This window comes from Halopiger goleimassiliensis (assembly GCF_000455345.1).
GTDB classification, from domain to species: domain Archaea; phylum Halobacteriota; class Halobacteria; order Halobacteriales; family Natrialbaceae; genus Halopiger_A; species Halopiger_A goleimassiliensis.
Genome location: NZ_HG315691.1, coordinates 328,972 through 353,956 on the forward strand (window position 1 = coordinate 328,972; position 24,985 = coordinate 353,956).

Sequence of the window (24,985 nt, forward strand, 5' to 3'; positions counted from 1 at the left end):
CCAGAACCAGTACCGTCGCTGTTCGGGAAGGACGCGAAAGAAAAGCGAAATGCGGCAAGGGCCGGACGAGAGTCCGGTCGTTCAGTGCGAGCTTACTCCTGCTGGCGCAGGGCGAGCATCGCGGCGGCGATCAGCGCGAAGATGGCGACCGCGAACCCGAAGCCGGGCACGCCGTCTTCTTCCTCACTGTCATCGTCGTCGGAGTCATCTTCGGGCGCGTCGTCGTCCGCGGGCTCGTCGTCGTCAGCAGGTTCGTCGTCGTCAGCCGGCTCTTCCTCTTCGACGGTCAGCGTGCCGGACTCCGAGGCGTCGACGTCCTCGCCGTCGGCGGTCACCGACCACTCGTAGGAACCAGCCGCGCTGGTGTCGAGGTCGTACGACGCCGTGAAGTCGTCACCGGCCTCGAGCTGCTTGGTGTCTTCCTCGAGCGTCTCGCCGTCGACGGTCACCGTGTAGGTGAACTCGGGCGAGTCCTGCTCGCCGAGGTTCTCGACGCTCACGTCGAGCGTGGCGTCGTCGTCGACGGTGACGCTGTTCGGTGCGGTCGCGTCGATCGCGACGTTGTGCGGTTCGGGCTGGTCGGCCGCGTACAGCACCGCATCAGCCTCGTCGTTGAGACTGAAGTGGAAGTCGTCAGCCTGGAGGCTCACGTTGAGTCCAGCCTCGTACTCGCTGAAGTTGAACGTCCCCGCGAAGGTGCCGTCCTCGGCGACGACGGCGTCGGCGTCGTCGTAGAAGTGACCGGCCGATTCGGCGGTGACGGTCAGTTCGCTGCCGGGTGCGACGTTCGTCTCGCCGACGACGTCCTCGGCGCTCGAGTTCGCGAGGTTCGCGTTCTCGTCCTCGTCGAGCTCGAGTTCGGCCGTCTCGGTGGTGAACGTCGTCGAGGCGTTCTCGGAGTAGTCCGCGGTAACGATCGGGCTAGTCTGGTCGAGGGAGACGTTGAGGTAGTACTCCTCGCCTTCCGAGAGTTCGTTGGCCAGCTCCTCGTTGTCGAAGGCGAAGATCGCCTGGCCTTCCGTCTGGTTGGCGACGAGCACGTCGACGGAAATCTTGGAACCGTCGTTCTCGTGGCTATCGTCGGTCGCCCAGACGTCGGGTTCCGCGTTCGGACCGGGGTTGACCTCTTCGATGGTCACGTTGAAGTCCCCGAGGGAGTCCTGGTCGTCACCAGCGTCGAGCAGCGCGTAGATGTGCGGGTTGTCGAGCTGGACGAGCAGGTGATCCATTGCGCTCTCGTCCTCGAGAAGCGCGACGGAGTCGTCGGCGGTCACGACGGTGTTCTCGAGGTCGTCGCTGGACGCGACGGTGTCGTCACCGGGCGCGACGTGCGTGCTGAGCTGGTCGTCAGCGAGCTCCTCGCGGTCCTGCAGGTTGTACTGCGCGCTGTCCTGTCGGTCGTCGATGGCGGTGCTGTTGCCGTTGAGACCGACGTTCAGCGTGTAGCTGCCCGCCTCGAGTGCGTCGTGATCGATGGAGGCAGATTCGAGGGTGTCGTGGAGTTCGTCGTCGCTGTTAGCCAGCGTGTACGCTCCATCGCCCGACGTCGACGTGTCGTGGATGATCGTGACGTTGCCGTCCTCGCTCGTGTCCTCGACCTCGAGGATCGTCTGGTAGTTGTCCTCCTCGGAGTCACCGACCTGGACGAAGACCGAGCCGTCGTAGTCCTCGATGTCGACGACGATCGAGGCGTTGTTACCGATGTTCTCCTGGACGTTGCTGCGGAACTCGACGTTCGGGTCAGGTGCTTCACTGACTTCGATCGTCTCGGTGGTGGCGGTTACTTCGGATTCGTCGTGTTCGACTTCGACGGTGTACTCGCCCGCACCGAGGTCGTCGTGGGCAGCATCGAAGGCGAAGGTCGCGTCACCGTTCGCGTCGAGTTCGGTCGTAGCAGTGACACCGGTCGACTCGTCGTCACTGTCGAGGACCGTCGCCTGGACTTCGGTCCCGGTGAGGTCCTCGGACGTGACGTTGACTTCGATGTCGTTGTTGGTCGTGATGTTCGTATCGACAGCCGTCGCATCGAGGTCGAGCGGCGCTACGTCGAGTAGCACGTACCACTCGTTGCTGTCGCCGTCGAATTCGACGAGGTACTCCTCGCCGCCCTCGAGGTCGGCGGTGTCGATGTTGGTCGCCTTGCCCGGCGTCGTACCGGAGCTTTCGGCGCTACTACCGAGCGTGATGTCGTCATTATCGGTTTCGAACTCGTTGATAGTGACGATGTCACCTTCGCCGTCAGCCTCGAAGGTGACGGTCTCGCCCTGGTAAATTTCGACCGTGTTCGTGTCGTCGTAGTTGGAGTAGGTGTCCCAGTCAGTTCCGGAGTCGGCAGCGATACCGTTGCCGGCAACGACCTGGGAGGTACCGACGTTGAGCGCGCGGTAGCGCGTGTCGTCCTGGTTGCCGTCAGGATCCTGTGCACTGTGGTAGATGTACTCGTCACCGCCGTCAGCGTCGAGGTCGGTGCCGTCGAGGGTCAGAGTAACGGGGATCTCGTACGTGTCACCGGCAGTGATACCGTTGTCACTGATGTCGAGTTGCAGGTTCGCGTCATCGGCAACGACCGCATCACTGTTGTCAGTGATAGACAGGTCGGCAACACTACCGACGGTTACGTCAGTGATGTCGATATCAGCGTCGAACGTCTCGCTAAGGTCGACGGTCACCGTCTCGTCGGAAATACCTTCGCTAGCCCAGACACTCACCGTGACGCCCTGATCAGGGGTCGGACCGACAGTGCTGACGGTTTCGTCAGTGATCGTGTTAGAACCATCATCGACGGAGATGGTTTCTAGCGAGAACTGGTTTGCCTCGACGAGGTCGAAGGAAGCAGTGTCTGCACCCTCACCAGATCCCGCAGCGATAGCGTAGTCGAGGTTGTCTGTTGTTGCGACATCCTCGGTGTTGAGGTCAAGCGTCACGGTGATAGTAGCATCACCAGACGAACCGTCAGCACCAGATGCATCAGATGCTGTAAACGAGACCTCACCATTGGTGCTGTCGTAACTGTCACCACTGATGGACACTTCATTAGTGTCACTTGAGCTGACACCAGTTAGAGAAACGCCGACATCCTCATTGAGGATCTCGTTTACATCGACGACAATTTCGTCAGATGCTTCATTTGCGACTGATACGTCGAACGTTACTTCTTGCGTAGTTGAACTCTCATCAACGAGAACGTTATCTGCACCGGCGTTCTCGATAGTGTCTACAGTTGCCGCCGCAGCGCCCGCGAACGCCGCGGACATTGCGACGACTGAGACGATCATAATCGCTGCCAGGAACACCGCGCGTCCCTTTTCACGATATGATGTGTTGTCGTTCATGTTGTGTTGTATTTCGTTGTTGTCTGCGATCGATTGGTTAGCGTGCGATTCGTGGGAGGCGGCCACCGGCGTCTCGCAACCGGTCGGCGTCGTCCGACGTGGCCACCCGGGTAGGGGTATCCGGGAGACTCTCTCGATATTATATATGCCTTCTGGCATTTTGTATCTATGCCAACCATTAGAGCGGGAAGGAAAACACAACCTACGGACCCACATACGCCAGAATATCCGTTCATCCGATTAGAAGTGAAATGTTCTATATACACTCCATTTTTATATTCGTAGCTGTCAGAATGGAAAACACATCGTCGAGTAATGTGATCCCAGAAATCAGTTTTCGACGACCGACTCTCGCGCGACGAGGTCTTCGTCACCGTGTCGGAGAACGAGCGTTAGGATCGATCCGAGGAGACGGCGCTCCGGGACACGCACCGAGAACGCGTCACTCCTCGAGTTTCGCGACACCAGCCTCGCCGTCTACGGAGATCGCCTCGCAGTCGAACGGCCCGGCCGCACAGAAGTACTCGAGCACGTACCGGTAGGTCCCCCAGACCGACGCGTGCTCGCGGAGGTCGCACTCGAGAATCCGATCGTCGAACGCCTCGTAGACGGCGTCAAGCGAGACGTCGGGTTCGACGCGAGCCGCGACCCCCTCCCGCGTCGTGTACCGTCGCGTGGGCGCGCGCTCGTACCGCTCGCGGTCGATCACCCACTCGAGGCCGTCCCGGCGGCGTTCGTAGACGACCCGTCGGTACCGCCGCAGTCGGCGCTCCCCCAGGAAGTGAAGAATCCAGTCGTAGACCTCGCGGGGGACCGCCTCCTGGACCGGGTTCCGCCGGGAGAAGTCGATGCGTTCCAACAGGTCCCGGTTCGCCTCGACGAACCGCCTGGCGGCCGCGCGCTCGTCCCCTGCGAGATACGCGACCGACGTGAACTCGCCCGGCCCGGGGTTGGTCTGGCCGCTCGAGCGTCGTACCCGGAGGACCCGCACGAGGTGGCGCTCCTCGTAGCCCAGTTCGCTGCGCTGGACGTCGACCTGCGGCCGGTCGCGGAGGCGTTCGTGAAGCTCCGACACGTCGCTCGTGACCTTCTCGCGACGATATATTAGTCGTTGTGATTGTCCCGATTTCGAACCCGCGCTCACCACTGGAACCGCTCGAGAAAACCCGCTCAGGCGGTCAGGGCTCCGTCCGCAGTGCCACGAGTGCCGCACCGAGCAACGCGGCGAGAGCGACGACGACGCCGAAGCCAGGCATCCCGTCGTCGGCGTCGTCGCCGGCGTCGGCGCTATCGTCAGTATCGTCGGCCGCGTTGACACCCTCTTCACCGGCGGCCAACTCCGCCTCGCTGAACGAGACCACGTCGTTCGTCTCCCGGTCGCCGGCGGTCGCCGACCACGCGACGTCACGGGGCTCGTCGGCGGTGATCTCGTGACTGGCCGACCACGTGTCGTCCGGGGCGAGCGCGAGCGTCTCGTTCTCGAGGACCGCACCGTCGACCTCGACGCCGACGGGAACCGATTCGGCCGTCACGTTGCCGGCGTTGGTGACGGCCACCGAGAGGGTGACGGTCTCGTCGACGGCGGCCTCGTCGGGGGCGTCGGCGTCGAGTTGCAGCAACGGCGCTTCCGCTTCGGCGAGTTCGGCCTCGAGGTCGTCCTCGATATCGTAGTACGACTGCGACGCTTCGAGGAGAACCGGCGTCCCTTCCTCGAACTCGCTGAAGTCGAACGTCGTCGCGACCGTCCCGTCGGACTCGACCGGCTGATCGTCGTCGAGCCAGAAGAGACCGTCCGGCGAGTCCGCCAGGAGCGTGACCTCGGCACCGGGTGCGACGTTCGTCCGTGCGGTGACGGTGGCGTCCTCGGCGTTGGGCAAGCGTTCGTTTCCGTCCTCGAGTTCGAGTTCGGGCGCGACGAGTTCGAACGTCCCGGTGGCAGTCTCCTCGTCGTCCTCGTCGGCGACGAACGTGTTGGCCTCGGTCAGCGTAACGTTGAGGGCGTACGGCTCGCCCAGTTCGAGCGCACCCGTGTCGATCGTGAAGTCGACCCGTTCGGCCTCGCGATCGGCCTCGAGCACCTGGACGTCGTCCCCGGTGAGGTCGCCGTCGGCGATCGACCACCGCTCGGGATCGACGTTCGGGCCGGGATCGACCTCCTCGATCGAGACGTCGACGCCGCGCCGGTCGAGCGCGTCCGCGTCGTCGCCGTCCTCGATGAACGCGAAGACGTCGGACGCCGCGAGCGACCCGAGCGCGTGATCGGCCTCGACGATCGTCTCGGTCGCCGTGACGGTCGTCGCGTTCAGGTCCGTCGCGTCGGCGAGGGCGTCCTGGCCGGGTGCCGTCGCGACGGTCAGGGACTCCTCGATTCCGGACCGCTCCTGGAGCGTCAGACGCGCGGCGTCCTGTTCGACGGCGGCGTCCCAGCCGTCGGCCTCGAGCCCGACGATCAGGTGATACTGGCCCGCCTCGAGCGGCGCGTCGATCCCCAGGGGGTTCACGTCCTGGACCGTCAGGTCGTCCTCGTCGTCGGCGACGGAGAACGCGTCGGCGTCGACGCTCGTCGTGTCGTAGACGATCGTCACGTTGCCGTCCTCGTTCCCGTCCTCGACCTCGAGCAGCGCCTGGTAGTTCGACGCCTCCTCGTCGCCGACCTGAACGTAGACCGGCTCGTTCCAGTCCTCGATGTCGACAGTGATCGAGGCGGTGTTCCCGAGCGACTCCACGACGTTGTCCCGGAAGGCGACGTCTTCGTCGGGTGCCTCGTCCACGGTGCTCTCGCCGGCCATCGTCGTCACGCCCGACGGTTCGTGTTCGATCTCGACCCAGTAGCTACCGGCTCCCTCGAGGTCGTCCTGGGGGTCGATGACGAACTGCGCCTCTCCCTCGGCGTCGAGTTCGGCCGCGTCGTCGAAGACGACCTCCTCGTGGTCCGCGTCGGCGTACACCGTGGCGGTGACCTCGCTCCCGGTGAGATCGGCGCTCGAGACGTCGATCTCGAGGTCCTCGTTCGCGGTGAGGTGGGTCGTCACCGGCGTCGCCTGCAGATCGAGGGGTTGCAGGTCGACGATCACGTACTCGTCACCCGGGAACTCGACGGCGTAGGCCTGGCCGCCCTCGAAGTCGAACTCGGTGTTCGCCGCGAAGCCGGGCGTCGTACCGAGGCCGTCGACTTCCTCGCCGAGCGTGGGATCCGTGACGTCCTCGAGTTCGTAGATCGTGACGACGTCGGTCGCCCCGGCGGCTTCGACGGTTACGGACTGGCCCGCCCAGATATCCTCGCGAATGGGAGCCGTGCTGAGACTGCCGGCCTCCGCGTGGGAGAGCAGTGCGTCCTGCACGTTCACGACCTCGAAGGAGGCGTCGATCATGTCCTCGTCCGCCACGACGTGCTCGAGGGCCTGGTCGCCGTCGTCGGCCTCGAGGTCCTCGCCGTCGATCTGGAGGTCGACCGCGAACGAGGCGTCGCCGGTGCTCTGGGCGTCGACGTCGATCTCGAGCTGGCCGTCGGACAGCGAGATGTCGCCCGATCCGATGGGAGCGAGGTTCTGCTCGTCGCTGGCACCGACGACGGTCACACCGTCGAATCCGTCGGCCAGCACGTCCTCGAGTTCCGACGCGAGCGCGATCGTCACGGTCTCGTCGGCGTTCGCGTGGACGTCGAGGCTGACGTCGAGGGTCTGGCTCTGTGCGCCGGCGTCCGTGACGGCGTCGACGGCCGCAGCGTCGAAGATCGTCTGGCCGTCGGTCACCTCGAGATCGGTGACCGTAACGCCGACGAGCCCGAACGAACTCGTCTCGGCGGTGGTGTCGCCCTGCTGGACCGTGTAGGTCAGATCGGCCGCGGGCGAAGTAGCCGTCGTATCGATACCGGTGATCGCGACGTCGAACGAACCGGCGGTGAGATCGTTCCCGTCGGCGTCGACGGTGATCTCGCTCGCATCGCGATCGAGCGATACGTCACCGTCGTCGAGACCGGTCGATCCGCCGGCTTCGACGCCGGCCGCTGCGCCGGAGAGGTCGACCTCGTCGGCCAGGGCACTCACGTCGATGACGACGTCCGTGTCGTCGTCGACGGCTATTCCTTCGATCGTTTGATCGGCGTCGTCGACGCCCGTGGGTACGGAACTCGGCGTACCCGCGTCGGCGACCGTCGCCGCTGCTGGGGCCGCGAACACCGCAGCCAGCGCGACGACCGAAAAGAGCAGCATCGCGGCCAGGAACGGCGCTCGTTCCTGCTCGCGATCTGATGGTCGGTTACGTATCATAGTATCTGTGTGGTTGTCTCGAGCGGATAGCGTGATCCTCCGGGGGAGATCGACGCCCCGGACCGCATCTGGAGCCGGGCCGCCGTGGAGTCGCGTCTCGAGTAGGTGTAACTGGGCGTTTAGAGATGTGTGTAATAAACTTTCTGCTGACGGTTCACGCCGCTGTATTGTTTTCGCTCGGTACCAGTCACTGTATTGATCGGACTGTCGTGCTGCCGGCCGGAGGTCGGACGGCTGTACCAGCCGGTATCCATCGGTCGATGACGGCTCAGGAGTACGGCTCGCGTTACGACGGGTACAACAGCGGTCGTGCCGTCGAGAGGTGAGAGACAGCCGTCGCTCGCGGGCGTAGTACCGAAAAAATGGAATCGATCCGAGGACCGGCGTGAGCCGGTGGTTCAACGAGTGCTTACTCCTGCTGGCGCAGGGCGAGCATCGCGGCGGCGATCAGCGCGAAGATGGCGACCGCGAACCCGAAGCCGGGCACGCCGTCCTCGTCGTCACCGTCGTCGTCAGGCTCTTCGCTGGGTTCTTCGCTGGGCTCTTCGCTGGGTTCCTCACCGGGTTCCTCACTGCCGGACTCCGGTTCTTCGACGGTCAGCGTGCCGGACTCCGAGGCGTCGACGTCCTCGCCGTCGGCGGTCACCGACCACTCGTAGGAGCCAGCCGCGCTGGTGTCGAGGTCGTACGACGCCGTGAAGTCGTCACCGGCCTCGAGCTGCTTGGTGTCTTCTTCGAGCGTCTCGCCGTCGAAGACGACGTCGAAGTCGAACTCGTCCGAGGCGGTTTCGCCGGCGTTCTCGAGCGTCACGTCGAGGGTGGCGTCGTCACCTTCCTCGACTGCGTCCGGCACGGTGACGTCGAGCACGACGTTCGCCGGCTCGGCCTCGTCCGCCGAGTAGAGGACGGCGTCGCCGTCGTCCTCGAGGTCGAAGTGAGCGTCCTCAGCCGTGAGGCTCACGTCGATGTCGGCGGGCTGCTCGCTGAAGTCGAACGTGGCCGCGAAGGTGCCGTCGTCGCCGACGGTGGTCTCGTTGTCGTCGAAGAAGTAGCCGTCGGACTGGGCGAAGACCTGGATCGCGCTACCGGGCGCGACGTTGGTCTCGCCGACGACGTCCTCGGCGCTCGCGTTCGCGAGGTTCGCGTTCGCCTCGTCGTCGAGTTCGAGTTCAGCTTCCTCGGTCTCGAACGTGACCGAAGCGACTTCTTCGTCCGCGTCCTCGTCGTCAGGGGTCAGGTCGCTGCTCTTCTCGAGCGTGACGTTGAGGTAGTACTCCGCGTCCTCGTCGAGGATGCTAGCGAGATCGTCGTTGTTCAGACCGAAGACCGCCTGGCCTTCGTCCTGGTCGGCGACGAGCGTCGTGACGCCGAAGTGTTCCTCGGCGTTCCAGACGTCGGCTTCGGCGTTCGGACCGGGGTTGACCTCTTCGATCGTCACGTTGAGGTCGTTTCCGGCGAGGTCGGTCTCGTCGTCACCCTCGTCGAGGAGGGCATAGAGGTGCGGGTTGTCCAGCTGGGCGATGAGGTGGTCCATGTTGCCGTCGAGCATGGCGACGGTGTCGTCGGCGGTCACGACGGTGTTCTCGAGGTCGTCGCTGGACCCGAGGGTGTCGTCACCAGGTGCGACGTGCGTGCTCAGCTGGTCGTCTGCGAGTTCGGTTCGCTCCTGCAGGTTGTACTGGGCGCTGTCCTGTCGCTCGTCGATGGCGCTGCTGTTACCGTCGAGGCCGACGTTCAGCGTGTAGCTGCCCGCCTCGAGCGGCGGGTTGGTGACGCCGGGCTCGTTGCGGACCGTGAGCTCGTCGTCGCCAACGACCGAGTAGGCGTTCTTGTCAGCGGCCGTCGTGTCGTGGACGATCGTGACGTTGCCGCTATCGTCTGCGTCCTCGACCTCGAGGATGGCCTGGTAGTTCTCTTCGTCCTGGTCACCGACCTGGACGAAGACCGAGCCGTCGTAGTCCTCGATGTCGACGACGATCGAGGCGTTGTTACCGATGTGTTCGTTGACGTTGTCGCGGAATTCGACGTCCGAGTCGGGCGCTTCGTCGACGGAGACGGTGTCCGTCTCGACGGTTACGCCGGACTCGATGTGCTCGACTTCCACGTGGTAGTCGCCTTCGTCACCCTCGTCGAGGGCGAAGTTGAACTCGGCTGCACCGCTGCTGTCGAGTTCGGTCTCGTCGCTGGCGAACTCATCGTCGTCGGAGTCGTACACCGTCGCGACGACTTCGCTACCGGTCAGGTCGTCACTGGTGACGTTGACTTCGATGTCCTGGTTGGTCGTGATCTCGTCGTCGACGAGGTCAGCGCCGAGGCCGAGTTCGTTCAGTTCGACGATGACGTGCTGCTCGTCGGTACCGTCGCTGATCTCGAAGACGTACTCTTCCCCACCTTGGAGGGCAGAGGTGTCGTAGTTGACGGCAACGCCGGGCGTCGTACCGACGCTGTCGACCTCGTCGCCGAGTTTGACGCCGCTGTCGTACTCGTCGTACTCGTAGACGGTGATGACGTCTCGTTCTTCATTGCTCTCGAGGGTCACCTGCTGACCCTCCCAGACGTCGCCATCATATTCGTGGTCACTTTCCGAGGACGGGCTGTCCGCCACGTCAGCGTACGAGATGACGGTATCTTCGACGTTCAGCGCTTCGAAGGAGCCGGTAACGACTTCATCGCCGTGCTCGGCGGAGTGGCTGAAGGTCTCGTGACCGTCGTCAGCCTCCCAGTCGGAGCTAGCGTTGACAGTCAGCTGGAGGGTAACCCACGTATCGGTTGCCTCGCTGGTGTCGTCGTTCGTGATTTCGAGCGTGAGCTCCCCGTCACTGGGGTCGTTATCCGTAGCAGTTGCGGTGAGGGAGACTCCGTCAGTATCCTCGACTACACCGGAATAGCCCACGTTCTCGAATCCGATGAGGTCATCGAGATCCTCATCGAGAGTGACGGTAACCGCTTCATCGGTCGCATCCGCAGCGATAGAGTCGAATTCGAGGGTCACTTCGTGAGTCTGTGCGTCTACGTCGGTGACTCCGTCGATGTCGTCGACGGAGTCGAAGATCGTCTGTCCGTCCGAGACGTCGAGGTCGGAGAGTTCGACCTGGTGTTCGTCTGCGGCGGCCGCACCCGCGAAGGCTGCGGACATCGCGACGACGGACATAACCATGATCGCGGCCAGGAACACTGCGCGTCCCTTTTCGCGAATGGAGGTTTGGGTTCGTGTCATGTGTTGTGTTAGCTGTATGTTTCGCGTTGGTAGCGAGCGATTCACCGGGACGAGTTCGGCAGCGGGGACCGCCCGGCACGGGTGCCCTGCCGTTTACTCAGCCTCCGGGTAGGGGTAGCAGACTGTTGAGAGAAGTGTGTAATAAGCTTTCTTGTTGTGAGTTGTCCGAGATTACCTATTCGTAAGTAGAAGTTACCGCACGTATACGCGGGTTGCAGACAGGCAAGTTGTCACCTATACTGGCAGTATATAGGCTTTCTCTAACTATTCATAGAGAATACACTATCGGCTGTACGGGATCGTCAGACCGACATATAACTGACAACAGAGATACAATTGTGAGTCGTATCTCGGCAGAACTCGGTTCCTCAAACCGTTTTATTAGTAGATTCAGTACCGGTCGCACTCAGTCCCGGTAGAGCCGCGTCTCGAGATAGGTCTGGAGTTCCTCGTGAACGTCGTCCAGCCATCCCGAAGAATCGGTCGTCGAACGGCGAAACAGCGTTCCCGAGAGCGTGGTGACGAGCAGCTGTGCGGCTTGCTCGGGATCGCACTCCCGAAACGTTCCGCGCTCGATACCGGATCGGATAACGTCGGCGAGATAGCCCACGAACACGTCGTCACTGCGGGTGAAGTGACTCTCGTAAGACTCGTCGTGGGGTGCCCGGGAGCGGAGTTCGATGATCGCGGAGAGGAACGCCTCCCGTTCCGGCGGCGCGTCCTCGAACCCCCACTCGACGAACGCCTCGAGACGCTCCTTCGGGTCGGTGATCTCGTCCTCGGTGAGTTGGCGTTCGTACCGATCGAGCATGTACGTGAGACAGTCGAGCACCAGTTCGTCCTTGCTGTCGTAGTGACGATAGACGAGCGACGGACTCTTCTCGAACGTCTCGCCGATCGCGCTGATCGTCAGTTCGGCGTAGCCCCGATCACGCAGGGTGCGGTACGTCGCCGCCAGAATCTGCTCCCGCGTGTCCTCGGGGTTGCCGAACGGATCGTCGCTCATCTATGACCGCCCCCACTACTGCGAGACCGACGGTGCGAAGGATTCGCTGTCGTCGTCTCGGGGGATCGTCGGTAATCGCTCGTCGACTCCATATCGGAGGTCCAGCGGCCACCCGTATAAGCGGCGTGATTGAACGTTCAATCACAAGAACTATAGCCGTACCAACAAAGTAGGAAACGATGACTGACACGGATCTCGAGACGGACGGGCCGCCGGGGAGGACCCGTCCAGCGATCCCCGCCGAATCGATGCGAACTGTCGCCGGGAGGTGCCGACGATGACGGGTACCGATCGGCCGATCGGCGTGTTCGTTGCACTTACGCTCGTCACTACCGTCGGGTTGGCCGTCGGCGCGACGGCAGTTGCGAGCAGCCAGGCCGGCGAACTCCCGCAGGGCGAACCCGACATCGACGCCTATCTCACCGACTCCCAGGTCGTCCCCGGAACCGAGGATACCCTCGAGATTCTCCTCGAGAACGACGGCGACCTCCAGTCCGGAATGGACAGACAGAATCTGCTGACTGCGCGCGCAGTGTCCGTCGAAGTGGTCGACGACGGCCCCTTCGACGTGACTTCCGGAACCACGTCCGTCGGGGCGATCCCCGACGGTCAGCGCTCCGAACCGGTGACGAAACGGCTCGAGGTCCCCGAGGACGTCGACCCCGGATCGTACGAGATCACGATCGAAGTCGACTACTCCTACACCTACCGGATCTCCGAAACCAACCGGTACATGCAGGACCGAAGTACGACCGAGGAGATCGATCTCACGGTCGAAGTCCCCGACGAACCGCGGTTCGAGATCGGCGACGTGACGACCGACGTCGAAGCCGGCGGCGACGGCCCCGCGACGTTCGAGATCGAGAACGTCGGGACCGAACCCGCTAACCAGACCACGGCGACGATCTCCGGTAACGGGGACGTCACCGTCAACCCGGCCTCCGGTACCGCCGCGCAGGGATCGACGGGCGGCACCAGCGAGATCTTCCTCGGCGATCTGGACGTCGGCGAGTCCGAATCCGTCACCGTCGAGGTCGCGATTTCGGAGACCGCCACGACTGGTGCCACGCCCCTCGAGGTGCTGTTCGAGTACGAGGACGGGTCGGGTATCGACGGGACGGCGACCAGCGAGATCGCGAGTCTCACGCCGGCCCCCGAGCAGCGCTTCGCTATCGACTCCCTCGAGGACACCCTGGCGGTCGGCTACGACGGCGACATCGTCGGCGAGATCACGAACGAGGGGCCACGGCCGGTCGACGACGCCGTGTTGACGATCGAGCCGATGTCCGAATCGCTGTTCGTCGAGGACACGCGGTACGCGCTGCCGGAACTCGAGCCCGGCGAGACGGCGTCGTTCCGGTATCCGACCGACGTCAGCGGGCAGGCCGACGCGGGGCCGCGACAGGTCAGGTTCACCGTCGAGTACACGAACGGCGACGGGACGACGCTCCAGGACGGGCCGATCTCCGAGCGCGTCGAGGTCGACCCACAGACCGACGAGTTCGCCCTCGCGGGCGACGTCTCGGTCGAGCAGGGCGAGCGAACGGAGTTCGTCCTCGAGATCACCAACCAGCGCGCGGAGACGTTGTCGAACGTCGACGCGAAACTCTACACGGACGACCCGCTCGAGACCGGAAACGACGAAGCGTTCGTCGCCGAACTCGCCCCGGGCGAGACCGCCGAGTTGCCGTTCGACGTGAAAGCCGACGACGACGCGGCGACGGAGACCCACCCGATCGAACTCGACTTCGAGTACGACACCGAGCGCGGCGAGACGGTGCTCTCGGACGTCTACCAGCATCCGGTCGAGGTCACGCCCGGCGAGGACGACGGCGGCTCCGGGATCATCGGATCGCTGCTTCCGTGGATGGCCGTCCTGACGGCCAGCGGCCTCGGGGCGACCATCTGGTGGCGGAGCCGGTGACCACGACCGATGACCGACCCTGATCGCACACCCCGCGAGGAGTCGATCGACCGCGACTCGAGCGACGCCAGCGGGGAAGCGGCCGGCGGTGACGATCCGTTTACCCGGCGGATCAACCCGCTGATCACGAACCGACCCTGGACGGTCGTGTTCGTCTTCCTGCTCGTGACGGCGGTGTTTTTCGTCGGCGCGGGGATGGGCGGCGGCCAACAGGCGGCCGGTGCCGACCAGTACACCGACGACTCGCCGGCCCAGGAGGCCTTCGAGGACGTTCAACGGAACTTCGAACGGAGCGGGCGCGACGCCGGCGGGACGACCGGCCAGGTGATGATCGAGGACGACCGCAACGTCCTCTCCGAACGGAACCTGCTGTCGATGCTCGAGTTCCAGGAGCGCCTCGAGACGACCGACGACCTCCGCGTCGCGTCGACGACGAGTCCGGCCTCGCTGGTCGGCCATCAACTCGACCCGTCGGCGACGACTGCGGAGGAACAGTACCGGGCCGTCGAACGGGCTTCGCAACGCCAGCTCGAGGCGGCGATCGCCGAAGCCGACGAGGCCGCCGGCCTCCCGGTCAGTACCGATTTCACGCGGGAGTCGGCGCGCGCGAGCGTCGCGCAGGTGGCGATCACCTACGACACGCCGTCGATGGCGGACACGAACGACCACGCGGACCTGTTGTACGAGACGCGGGCGATCGCGGACGCGATCGACGGCTTCGATACGGAGGACAACGTCGTGGTCTTCGGCGACGCGATCCTCGAACAGGAGACGCTCCAGCTGCTGGGCGATACTGCGATCGTCGTCTTCCCCGCGGCGATGCTGTTGATCCTCTTTTTCCTGCTTGTGTCCTACCGGGATCCGATCGACCTGGGACTCGGCCTCGTCGCGCTGGTGATGACGCTGATCTGGACGTTCGGCTTCATGGGCTTCGCTGGGATCCCGTTCTCGGACTCGCTGATCACCGTCTTCCCGCTGTTGCTGGCCGTCGGCATCGACTTCGGGATCCACACCATCAACCGGTATCGCGAGGAACGGTCCACGGGTGCGTCGATCGGCGACGCCATGGGAATTACGACGAAACAGCTGACGACGGCGTTTCTGATCGTCACGCTGACGACCGTCTTCAGCTTCGTCGCGAACCTCGTCAGTTCGATGGAACAGCTGCGTCACTTCGGGATCGTCGCCGCGTTCGGGATGGCCTTTACCTTCCTCATCTTCGGGGTCTTCCTCCCGGCCGGCAAGGTCGGCTTCGACCGGCTGCGCGAGGGGACGCGGTTCCCCGACTTCGGCACGACGCCCCTGGGGAGCGAGGGATCGATGCTCGGACGGATTCTTCCGGTCGGCGTCCGGATCGCGTCGGTCGCGCCCGTGCTCTTTCTCGTCGCGATCCTCGTGGGCTCGCTCGGCACGGCGGCCTACGGCACCGGCGTCGACACCGAATTCGACGACGAGGCCTTCTTCCCCGAGGAAGACCGGATCGAACAGTACGAGTCGCTCCCCGGCCCGCTCGCGCCCGGCGACTACTCGTTCATGCGGTTTCTGGACCACCTCGAGGAGGACTTCGAGCAAGGGTTCGAGGGGAGCGTCACGATATACGTCGAGGACAGGGACTTACGATCCGACCGCGGCTTGACGGAACTCGATCGCGCCCTCGACGACCCCGCCGACGTCTTCGAATCGACCGACCGGCGGGCCGACGCGAACTCGATCCTCGACGTGATCGAGACCCAGGCCGCGACCGACCCCGCGTTCGGGGCGACCGTCGCCCGCTACGACTCGAGCGGCGACGGGGTGCCCGACCGGAACGTCGACGCCGTCTACGACGAACTCTTCGCCGTCGCGGGCGACGAGGCGGCCGATCGGATGACGAGCGATCGGACCGCGACCCGGCTGGACGTCCCCATCGTGGTCGGCACCGACCAGGACGAGGCCGTCGCCGCCGCCGAACGACTGGCCGCCGAGATGGACCTCGACGCGACCCCGACCGGCCAACTCGTCATCTTCGAGTCCATCATCGCCGATACGCTCGACTCGGCGGTCACCAGCCTCGTCGTCGCCTTCGTGCTGACGACGGCGTTCCTGGTGTTTTCCTACTGGTGGCTCGAGGGACGGGCGGCCTACGGCGTGATCAACATCATCCCCGTGCTGGTGACCGTGGCCATGCTCGCCGGCTCGATGCGGTACTTCGACATCCCCCTGAGCCCGATCAACGCGCCGATCCTCTCGGTGTCGATCGGCCTCGGCGTCGACTACACCGTCCACTTCATCCACCGGTTCGTCGACGAGTTCGAGACCGGTATGGGCGTCGAGGAGGCGCTGCTCGTGACCGTGCGGGGGACCGGCGGCGCGCTCACCGGGAGCATGCTCACCACCGTCTGCGGGCTGGGCGTGCTCTACGTCGCGCTCATTCCGCTGATCATGGAGTTCGGGATTCTGCTGGCGCTGGGGGTCTTCTACGCCTGGCTCACCTCGCTCCTCGTCGTTCCCTCGACGGTGGTCGTCTGGACCCGTCTCGGCGACCGGATACCGGGCTTCCCCGCGCTTCACTGAGGCCTCGAGCGCTCCGATACCGCCCCTGACCCACGAACGCTTTCGACCCGAGTCGACCCGGGCGGTCGAACGCCTGCGACGCTCGAGGCAGCGCCATTGCCGTCCGCGATCTCGCTTCGGATGAACAGTGGTGGTGTGTCACACTGGGGCAACCTTATTGGCGTGGGCCGACGTACGCCCCTCCATGCGGTTCGTAATTATCGGGGCTGGCCGGGTTGGACTGCGTACCGCCCGCGTCCTCCGGGAAGAAGGCCACGACGTGACCCTCGTCGAGCGCGACGAGGCGATGGTCCGCCGGGCCCGCAACGAGGAGTTCACCGTCGTCGACGGCGACGGCTCCCGCGAGTCCGTCCTCGAGGAAGCCGGCATCAGCGAGGCCGACGCCGTCGGGGCGCTGACGAGCGACCTGAACGTCAACTTCACCGCCTGCATGATCGCCAACCACTACGGCTGTCGGACGATCATGCGCATCGACGAGGCCTACCGCGAGGGGATCTACCGCAAGTACGCCGACGAGGTCGACGAAGTGATCTATCCCGAGCGTCTCGGCGCGATCGGCGCGAAAAACGCCCTGCTCGGCGGCACGATCCGCGCGATCGCGGACGTCGCGCCCCACCTGCAGATCGTCGAACTCACGATCACCGACGACGCGCCCGTCGACGGCTACACGATGGACGAACTCGAGTTGCCCGCCGACGCCCGGGTGTTGGCCCACGGCAAGCGCGACGGGGCGCTCGAGATTCCCTCGCCGGACGAGTCGATCGAGGACGGCGATCGGCTGGTCGTCCTCGCCGATTTCGACGTGTTGAGCGAGGTGCGACAGCTACTGGTCGGGGAGACAGCGACGCAAGCCGCCGCGAGAGCGGGCGCAGGAGGTGTCAACTGATGGTTACGGCGTTCGTCATGATCAAAGCGAACACGGGCGAGGCGGATCGGCTCAGAGACAGCATCGAATCGATCGGGGGCGTCGAGTCGGCCCACATCGTCGCCGGCGACGTCGACATCATCGCGAAGGCCCGCGTCGACTCCCCCGCCGCCGTCAAGGAGATCGCGGCCACGCAGATCCAGGGCATCGAGGGCGTCGAGGACACGCAGACGTACATCGCGATGGACTAAGACCCACCTTTTACGCTGCGGTCTACCCCGCTGGTGGCAGTTTTTCTGCCACCAGCGGGGTGTCCCTCGGTAAAAGCTGGACCAAAAGCACTCCTCCCTCCGTTCCGGCCCCTCGGGGCCTCCACATCGGTCGTCGGCCCGCTCGCTCCTTTCAGTCGCTCGCGGTCGGTAACGGGTGACAGCCTGCCCTCCCCCGGATCGTGCGACTCTCGCGTCTGCTCGAGTCGCGCTCCCGGCCAGCTTCGTAATTCGGGATGCCCGCTCGAACGATCAGGATGAAGCCCGGTGACCATTCACCGGTGCAGCATCAGCGAGCGAGCGGTTCAACGAACCCGAGCGAAGCTGTTCACCGAGCGCTTCGCGCTCGGGCCGACGACTGACGTGGAACGAACGAAGTGAGTGGAACGGAAGGAGGAGTGTCTTCGTGAGCGAAGCGAACGAAGGCTCGGAAGGCCCGGAGCGTCTTCCGGTGCTTTTAATCGAATTTTTGCCGAGGGTGCGCCTGCGGCGCACCCGCAGCGCAAAACTTCGGTTTACATCGGCATGCCGCCTCCATCGGGGCCGCTGCTTCCTCCGTCGCCGTCGGCGGCCTCCTGGCCGCGTTGCTGGGCGTTCTCGAGCAAGGTTGCGGCCGGGCCTCGGTAGTCGTAGCCGGGGATGATCCCTTCGGCGAAGGTGCCCTCGACGAATTCGACGAGCGCCTTGGCGTCCGCGACGCCCTCGGCGGCGTTCCAGGCCGTGTACTCGAGAGTGACGCGGACCGTCTCGTCCTCGCGGGAGACGGAGGGGTCGTCGTGCGTACTCGTGTGCGCGACGCGGAAGACGTCCTGGAGGCGTCGCTCGAGGGTTTCGAACCAGTCGTCCTCGACGACCTGGGCGACGGTCTCGCCGGCGACCGCGGCGTCGAGCGTCGGCAGCGAGACGGTGACCGTGAACTCGCCGTCGCGTTTGCCCTCCCCCGCGTCGGCGGTGACGGTCGCGTCGAAGACGGTCGTCGTGAGTTCGTAGCCCTCGGCGGCCGGCTCGAACGCCTCGTGAGCCTCGAGTTCGCGTTCGACCGGGTCGGGTAGCGTCGTGGTCATTACGGGGAGGGAGGGGCGTCGCGAAAAAGGGTGTTACGCCCTCGGTCCTGCGAGCGGCAACCGTTTCACGACGGTAGTCGATCGTTTCCAGCGGAAACGCCGTCCATTACTACAACCGATATTCTCGTTGCTCGTCGGCATGTGTCTCGACAAACACGCCGCCGAACGTCGCCGATTCGCACGCCTGCTCGGGACCGACGGCGAACTCGGCTGTGGGCTCCCGATCGGTTCCGATGCGAGCGACGGACGTGGCGCGGGTGATAGCCGTCGCGACGACGCCTCCTCCCATCACGACGACACCGATCCGAGCGACACCCCCGGCTCGACCCCGGATCTCGACTCGACGCGCGAAACGAACACCGCCGACTGAGACCCGCCGCTGTAGGCTACCGGCTACTCGAGCGATCGCTCCTCGAGGAAGGCGTTGATCGCCGTCGCGACTTCTTCGAAGTCCTTGACCGTGAGGCCGTCCGTGGTGACGAAGACGCCGTCGCTGTCGCTGGTCACGCGGACCAGGAAGCCGTTGTCGAAGACCCGGATGGTGTAGTTGTAATCGCCGAGTTCGGAACCCTGGTAGGCGGTCCGGGCGGTCTTGAACCCGCGCCACTCGTGGCCGATGAACGTCGAGAGGTCCGCATCGCGCTCTAAGTCCTCCCGGAGATACACCTGCTCGTAGTCGTCGCGCGTGAAGTAGGTGACCGACCGGAGACTGTCGCCGATCGCCGTCCGGCAGGTCGTGACGATCCGTTCGGCCGCCTCCTCGGTAAGTAACCCTGTGCCCATAGTCGACGGGTCGAAGGCCGACTCCTTAACCGCGGGGGCTGTTGTCCACCGCTGAAAACCAGCACAACGTGTTCTTCCCCGGCACGGATCAGTAGCGGCCACGATTCCGTGCGTAGCTGTTCTCCATTTCCCGGTGACACCTGACGTCGTCGGTGAGCGGTCTCGAGCAGTCGGCGGTGTGTGACCGACGACGACCGATCGAGCGACGGACGGACGAGTAGCCGGACGGGCAATCGACCGCACTCGCGCGGGTTCTTCGTACCCCTGTAGAGTGACACCCTTCTCAGGGAGGTGTGAGCGATCCGGGGACGGCGTCAGCCGTCGACGTCACCTGTCCCCGGATTCGTCCGGTCAGTCGCTCCTGTTCCATCACCAGGGATATCCGCGTCCTCCATCAGGCGGACGTACCGCTCTGTGTACTCGAGGCCGTTCTTGCGCTGTCGTTTCCGTTCGATCGCGAGACGGTTCCCCGAGAGTTCGAGCAGGGCGTCGATGGTTCTCGAGACGAGTTTTTTCGCGTAGTCGTCGCTGATTCCCTGTTCTTGGCGACGAATCCAGTGTTTCATGTCGCTGGCCGTGACGTACTCACGGACGCCTGCAGTGCCGTTCTTCCAGGGATTGTCGCCGACGCTCGGATCGGTTCGTGCCGTCCAGAGTTTGGCGGCGAGACGCGTAGGCAGCGAGGACGTGGTTGCATGGAGCATGTCGTCGTCCAGCCTCGCGAGTTGCTGGATCGGCAGGAGATCGCCGTGGGCGAGCGCGACCTCGCCGCCGCGCTCGAGCGGGTCGTCGCTCTCGGGGAGCCGGTAGTACTGTCTGCCGTCGTCTTTCCTGATGCGCTCGAGGCGGCCATCGGGAACGTCGATCTCGCGTTCGTCGACGTGCTCCGCGCGGAGGTGTGCGCCTTTCTCGAGTTCGCGGGCCTGGAGTTCGCCGACGCGATCTTTGTTCGCGTTGAGTTTCTTCTCGTGGGCGTCCAATCGGGCCTCGATCGGTGTCTGTGCGTGCTCGAGCTCGTCGATCCGTGCCTCGAGGCGGTCGTTTTCCGCACGTTCTCGCTCGAGTTCGGCTTCCAGCTCCTCGAGCCGGTCGTCTTTCCGTTCGAGGGCGGCTTCGAGTCGGTCGATCCGGTCGCGAAGCGACTCGAGTTCGGTGGTGAGCGTCTGGATGATCGATGCGTTCGGTCCGGATGGCTCGGTATTCGTACTCATGGCTTCGGGTCCGTGGATGGATGGTTGAGAAGGCGATACAGCTGCCGCGCAGCGGTCACGCGGGCGGCGTCGGCACACGGAGGGTGTGACCGGTCGAATGCGTGGACGCTACAGCGGCGACTCGAGGCGGTCCGTTCTCGACGCGACCGTCGCCTCGGGGTTGGCGGGGGTTAGGCATCGTCCGGTTGCGGCTGTGGTGGGCCGCCGTCGGCGACGAGTGCTGGACGCTCGCCTGGCGTGACCGGGGGCGGGGAACGGTATGTACACCGCTGGCCGGGGTGGTACCGCTGGGCGAGGACCTTCGCGGCATTGTAATCCGCGTGGACCCGGTCGACGCGACAGTCGGGGTTGGGACAGCGGAGCGTCTTGTCCTGCGGTCGGTCACCGATGACGCCGCAGCGGTGACACTCCTGCGAGGAGTGCGTCTCGGGCACCGTCGCGACCTCGACGGCGTACTCGGCGGCGACCGCTCGAAGCCGCAGGTGGGCCATCGCGAGGAGCCACGCCGTCCCGCGATGGGCGTCGGGATCGGTGAGCCAGGCCCACAGGTCCGGCTCGTAGTGGTTGTCCTCGGTGACGAGCACGGGACGGTCGTACGCGCTCGCGTACTCGCAGAGCGCTCGTGCTGCGCCGTCGAGAGTCTCGAGCAACTCGGCGCGACGTTGTCTCACGTACGCGACGACCGTGTCGCGATCCGAGTCGCTGGCGAGCAGTACGGCGACTCGTTCGCGGAGGTCGTCCAGGTGAGCGCAAATCTCGTCGCCGGAGATCCTGTAGGCCCCCGTCCAGTCCGGCATCGTGGCTGGACAGGCGGTGTAGAGGTTGTACTCGCCGAGGTCGACGCCGATCGGGGTGCGGTCGGGGTTATCCATCGCGATCACCTGGCGAGCTTTCGTCGGCAGTGGAGGGGGTGTCGGGTTCAGCGGCGTTCTGGGACTCGAGCGTTCGGTAGCGGTTGGAGGGGCGGTTGGTCGTGGTTTGGTGTCGGTGGTGTGTGTAGCCGCCGCGAGTCATCGGCGGTTACCTCCTGTGGCTTCGAAGAGGATTGCATCGTCGCCTGTGACGAGGAGTTCGTCGTACTGCGTAGTGGTGTGGCGTGTCGGTGTCGCTGCGGGAAACTGGACGGATGCAGGGGGTGTACTATTGTTCGTCCGTGTCGTGGTGTGATGCGGGGCCGTTTTCTGGGTGGTGTTTTCGTGGCCTGCCGATTGGCCGGCTGTACCATCGTCTATTGGGCAATATTCATTGCCCCTCGAGCGTTCGTTTCGCATGGTCGGAAACCTCGTGCAGAGGGTGACCCGACCCCGGCGTGCCCTTAACACGTCGGCCTTCTAGCCGAAAGGGGCGGGTCGTTCACCGTGTTTCGTCTCTACCCACAAGTAATTTACTGACGATCGTTAATCGCTAGGTTTCGGGTATTGCATGAATAATTAATATCCGTATTTAGACCCTTTACATCGGTGAATCTATGAACATAGCCGTTACAGGAATGGACGACATGCGGGAATCTGCCGACTGGATGGTGCCATCTGACGATCGAATCCTCGAGTTGATCCGTGAGCACGGCAACCTGACGCCAAAGGCAATCGAGGCTTTCGGCGGACCAGTTCGGCAGCACGCAAGCCGACGATGCGCAGAGCTTGCAAAGTACGGCCTTCTCGAACGAGTCTACCGAGGGCTGTACGGAATCACCGACAAGGGGGAGGCATATCTCGACGAAGAGCTCGACGCGAGTGAGCTTGAGCCAATCCAGGATTCTAAGTAAGCTTTCCACTCTGGCTGGAATCACTCGGTGATGGACACAGACTCTGCGTTTCGTGCGTTCTAGCATCGGAATCGAATAGGTGTCTGTAGGAAAATCGTCTGAGAAGTCGTTGACAGTATCAAAACCGCGAGTTTTGATTATGGACACAAATTCGGGCCAGTTGTGTTCATATTGGTGGAGTCAGATTCCTCAATGTGGACCTTAAGGATCAATAGAGTTAGAAATAATAATTTAGTGCTGTCCCCTAACTTTTTTTATATCCTCTCCAATAGATAGCTAATGACTTCTGAAGGGGTAATTGCATCAGATGCGACGAAGAACGATTTTCATGACCAACATCCACATGGATTTAGTGCGATCTCTGTAGCGATTGCTATAGAGGATCAGTCTAAGTTCAATCAGGAATACTTCGATATAATTTCGGATAAGATTGACAAATATGGGATGAAAACTCCAACACCAATAATTAAAGATAAATACATAAATAGATACGTTCCATTATGGCAGCAAGAGGAAGCAAGAATAGACATTGTATTAGAACTCTTATCAATTGATGTTTTAGATACGATTTATGTGACAGAAACATACTTCCAGCCATTTTGGATAGAACTTTATGGAGAAGAAGATGGTAAATACCGACGTGAAATATCACATGATTTTGTCGAAGATGTACTTTTCCAATACTACGATATAATCTCAATATGGAAATATCTTGATAGATATAACAACGGAGGATCTGCATACACTAATGTGATGACTGACGACTTTTCAGGCAATGTTTCGAAAGCATATGAAGAGATTGGAGAGTACTGTGATAGATTTGATGCAATTCCTTATGGAGATATCACATATCCTGCCCTCTCAATGGCGGATTTAGTAACCGGTCTACTAAAGCAAGAAGTATATCCACTTCGAAGAGAAGAGATTCAGGAATTTATTCAGGATGATACACCTGCATATGTAGAAACTGAAAGAGTTCACAAAGACGATCTAAACAAAATTGTACCACATAAGACCGAAAATGTCCGGACAGATTTACTAAGGCCAGATCCTACAATCCATATTCACAAAGGAAATATGGAGAAAAAGCGTCTATTTACATTAGACGTTTTCAAATTTGCTTGCGCATATGCTCAACAAAATGGCGGATGTGTGAAGTTGTTTGACGAGTCTAATGACCGTCATCACCTATCGGGAAGAGACCTAATAATTTGTCTTAATAACACCTCCGATGACTTTATTGACTATGAAGAATTGAACTCAAAGTATTCTGCAAAAGTTCTTGATCGATCTGAGACACTTAATTTCCTTACTGATAACATAGATCCTCAATTGATCTTATAGATGCTATAAGCACTATTCAATGAGTAGTAATTAGGTCTCCGGCGGGAGACCTTAGGAATCAGTCTTTTCTCAAAGACTCCAGTAGCAGTTACTGGTCCGATAAATATAGTCCTTTGGTTTCATTCTCACCTGAACTTCGCTCCCTTCATCGCTCGTTCATATTCAAGGTTGCCGAACGCGAGGCGCGATCTTCCCGCAAACAAGGAGTCCGTCGAACACGTGATCTGGGAAGTCGAAGCCGAACCACAAACTGAGGTCGTCGTGAAACCGCCACGGACGCGAGTACAGCGCCGGCTAGACTCAGAGTCCACCAATAGCGAAGAAACCGGCAACTCTCACATAGCACCGTCCACAAAAGACGTCACTCGAGGCGCTCCCGAAACTTCCCAACGTACAGACTGTCACCCCAACTGCAGTGAGCACCGATCGTTGTCAACAGCGTTCGGGCTGCACCAACATTCAGATGACCGTTCCGAGCGTAATCGCAGATGAGCCGCGGCGTCGGGACGATGCGCGGGCCCTGTAACACGGCGTGGATCACCGCAAAGTTCGTCCCGCCGAACTCGTCGGTCAGGAACCCGTCGGCCTCGAGCGCGTTCGCGAGGACGATCCCGTCGGTCTCACCGTCGTCGAGCCCGAAGGTGGGTCGCGAGTCCGGCGTCTCGGTCCGTTCGTAGGGGTCTTCGACCGTGTAGTGCTCTCGAGCGGCGAGGACGTTCGTCGCTGCAGCGCCGTGGATGTCCTGGTACTGCGTGAGGTCACGGAGTTCGTCGACGACCTCGGGCGGGACAGACACCTCACACGAGGTGAGCAGATACTGGAAGGGGTCTGGCCCAGCGTCAGTATCGTACGTCGCGTCGGCACGGGGAACAGCCAGACTCACCAGTGCGCTCGTGTCGGCGACAACAGTCCGGAGTCGTGGCTCGCTCATCGCTCGGCAGCATCGTCCGGGTCGACCGCGACCGCGTCGTCACCGTAGACGTCGACGTCGCTAGGTGCGTCGAGGTCGAGCGGTTCGTCGTCTAAATCCGCCTTGAGCAGTCGGAGTCGCTGGGCGGTTTCAGCGCCCACCAGTTGTGTGACCGTCTCGAACTCGAGTTGATCGTCGTAGTACTTCCTCGCGACCAGCTCCTGGAACGTGTCGCTGTCGGTGGTCTCCTCGAGGTAGTCGCGAATCGCCTCGACGAGCAAATCAGTCCGATCCGTGTCGAACAGTTCGGCGACTGCATCGAGACGCTCGACGAGGTACTCGGGCGACTGGAAGTGTACTCGCCGAGGGTCGTCGCTTGCGCTCATGCCATGTGCACGTTCTGCACATGGGCAGATAACCGTTTCGCCGAGCATAGCCCCCGTTAGGGGCACCGGTATTCCAGAAAACGGGATT

18 protein-coding genes and 1 pseudogene are annotated in these 24,985 nt (G+C 62.6%); 7 read left to right on the forward strand and 12 right to left on the reverse strand.

Annotated elements, in window-relative coordinates:
• Positions 1-92 precede the first annotated feature (92 nt).
• The 6 genes and pseudogenes from TX79_RS16405 to TX79_RS16425 form a co-directional block, all read right to left on the reverse strand.
• Positions 93-2,669 carry a BGTF surface domain-containing protein gene (locus TX79_RS16405; protein ID WP_049928718.1) on the reverse strand — a complete coding sequence of 859 codons (2,577 nt, stop codon included), beginning with the start codon at positions 2,667-2,669 and terminating at the stop codon, positions 93-95.
• Between the two features lie 561 nt (positions 2,670-3,230).
• A pseudogene (locus TX79_RS20120) lies at positions 3,231-3,548 on the reverse strand (surface glycoprotein); the annotation flags it as partial.
• 226 nt (positions 3,549-3,774) lie between these two features.
• Positions 3,775-4,407: a hypothetical protein gene (locus TX79_RS16410; protein WP_049928719.1), complete on the reverse strand. Its 633-nt coding sequence runs from the start codon at positions 4,405-4,407 to the stop codon at positions 3,775-3,777.
• A gap of 103 nt (positions 4,408-4,510) precedes the next feature.
• On the reverse strand, positions 4,511-7,600 hold the full coding sequence (locus TX79_RS16415; protein ID WP_154660568.1) for a BGTF surface domain-containing protein: 3,090 nt from the start codon (positions 7,598-7,600) through the stop codon (positions 4,511-4,513).
• 409 nt (positions 7,601-8,009) lie between these two features.
• Complete coding sequence (locus TX79_RS16420) at positions 8,010-10,817, reverse strand: BGTF surface domain-containing protein (RefSeq protein WP_081655626.1); 2,808 nt, start codon at positions 10,815-10,817, stop codon at positions 8,010-8,012.
• A gap of 406 nt (positions 10,818-11,223) precedes the next feature.
• Positions 11,224-11,823, reverse strand: coding sequence for a TetR/AcrR family transcriptional regulator (locus TX79_RS16425; protein WP_049928722.1), 600 nt, complete (start codon positions 11,821-11,823; stop codon positions 11,224-11,226).
• Between the two features lie 277 nt (positions 11,824-12,100).
• Here TX79_RS16425 and TX79_RS16430 point away from each other — a divergent pair, with 277 nt between their 5' ends.
• From TX79_RS16430 to TX79_RS16445, 4 genes are all read left to right on the forward strand, one after another.
• Positions 12,101-13,747, forward strand: a complete 1,647-nt coding sequence (locus TX79_RS16430) for a COG1361 S-layer family protein (protein ID WP_049929237.1) — start codon at positions 12,101-12,103, stop codon at positions 13,745-13,747.
• Positions 13,748-13,756: 9 nt separating this feature from the next.
• Positions 13,757-16,300: an efflux RND transporter permease subunit gene (locus TX79_RS16435; RefSeq protein ID WP_049928723.1), complete on the forward strand. Its 2,544-nt coding sequence runs from the start codon at positions 13,757-13,759 to the stop codon at positions 16,298-16,300.
• Positions 16,301-16,484: 184 nt separating this feature from the next.
• Positions 16,485-17,186: a potassium channel family protein gene (locus TX79_RS16440; RefSeq protein WP_049928724.1), complete on the forward strand. Its 702-nt coding sequence runs from the start codon at positions 16,485-16,487 to the stop codon at positions 17,184-17,186.
• A complete protein-coding gene (locus tag TX79_RS16445) occupies positions 17,186-17,416 on the forward strand; it encodes an Lrp/AsnC family transcriptional regulator (protein ID WP_049928725.1) in 231 nt (76 codons plus the stop codon). Before TX79_RS16440 ends, TX79_RS16445 begins: the two co-directional genes overlap by 1 nt.
• Positions 17,417-17,949: 533 nt before the next feature.
• Here TX79_RS16445 and TX79_RS16450 read toward each other — a convergent pair.
• Positions 17,950-18,498, reverse strand: coding sequence for a DUF5813 family protein (locus tag TX79_RS16450; protein ID WP_049928726.1), 549 nt, complete (start codon positions 18,496-18,498; stop codon positions 17,950-17,952).
• Between the two features lie 139 nt (positions 18,499-18,637).
• Between TX79_RS16450 and TX79_RS16455 the strand changes: the two genes are divergently transcribed.
• Positions 18,638-18,868 carry a hypothetical protein gene (locus TX79_RS16455; RefSeq protein ID WP_049928727.1) on the forward strand — a complete coding sequence of 77 codons (231 nt, stop codon included), beginning with the start codon at positions 18,638-18,640 and terminating at the stop codon, positions 18,866-18,868.
• A gap of 23 nt (positions 18,869-18,891) precedes the next feature.
• On the opposite strand, the gene TX79_RS16460 is transcribed toward TX79_RS16455, so the two are convergent.
• From TX79_RS16460 to TX79_RS16470, 3 genes are all read right to left on the reverse strand, one after another.
• Positions 18,892-19,281 carry a DUF7522 family protein gene (locus TX79_RS16460; RefSeq protein ID WP_049928728.1) on the reverse strand — a complete coding sequence of 130 codons (390 nt, stop codon included), beginning with the start codon at positions 19,279-19,281 and terminating at the stop codon, positions 18,892-18,894.
• Between the two features lie 314 nt (positions 19,282-19,595).
• Positions 19,596-20,492, reverse strand: coding sequence for a hypothetical protein (locus TX79_RS16465; protein ID WP_049928729.1), 897 nt, complete (start codon positions 20,490-20,492; stop codon positions 19,596-19,598).
• A 170-nt stretch (positions 20,493-20,662) separates the two neighbouring features.
• The gene (locus TX79_RS16470) at positions 20,663-21,364 is read right to left on the reverse strand and encodes a transposase (protein WP_230198608.1); all 702 of its coding nucleotides are present in this window, start codon (positions 21,362-21,364) and stop codon (positions 20,663-20,665) included.
• A gap of 626 nt (positions 21,365-21,990) precedes the next feature.
• On the opposite strand from TX79_RS16470, the gene TX79_RS16475 reads away from it, so the two are divergent.
• Together TX79_RS16475 and TX79_RS19425 are read left to right on the forward strand one after the other, a co-directional pair.
• The gene (locus TX79_RS16475) at positions 21,991-22,257 is read left to right on the forward strand and encodes a MarR family transcriptional regulator (protein WP_195892541.1); all 267 of its coding nucleotides are present in this window, start codon (positions 21,991-21,993) and stop codon (positions 22,255-22,257) included.
• 279 nt (positions 22,258-22,536) lie between these two features.
• Positions 22,537-23,601: a hypothetical protein gene (locus TX79_RS19425; protein WP_154660569.1), complete on the forward strand. Its 1,065-nt coding sequence runs from the start codon at positions 22,537-22,539 to the stop codon at positions 23,599-23,601.
• Between the two features lie 361 nt (positions 23,602-23,962).
• Here the strand turns inward: TX79_RS19425 and TX79_RS16480 are convergent, their stop codons facing one another.
• Positions 23,963-24,532, reverse strand: coding sequence for a hypothetical protein (locus tag TX79_RS16480; RefSeq protein WP_049928732.1), 570 nt, complete (start codon positions 24,530-24,532; stop codon positions 23,963-23,965).
• The gene (locus tag TX79_RS16485) at positions 24,529-24,897 is read right to left on the reverse strand and encodes a hypothetical protein (RefSeq protein ID WP_049928733.1); all 369 of its coding nucleotides are present in this window, start codon (positions 24,895-24,897) and stop codon (positions 24,529-24,531) included. Before TX79_RS16485 ends, TX79_RS16480 begins: the two co-directional genes overlap by 4 nt.
• Positions 24,898-24,985 lie beyond the last annotated feature (88 nt).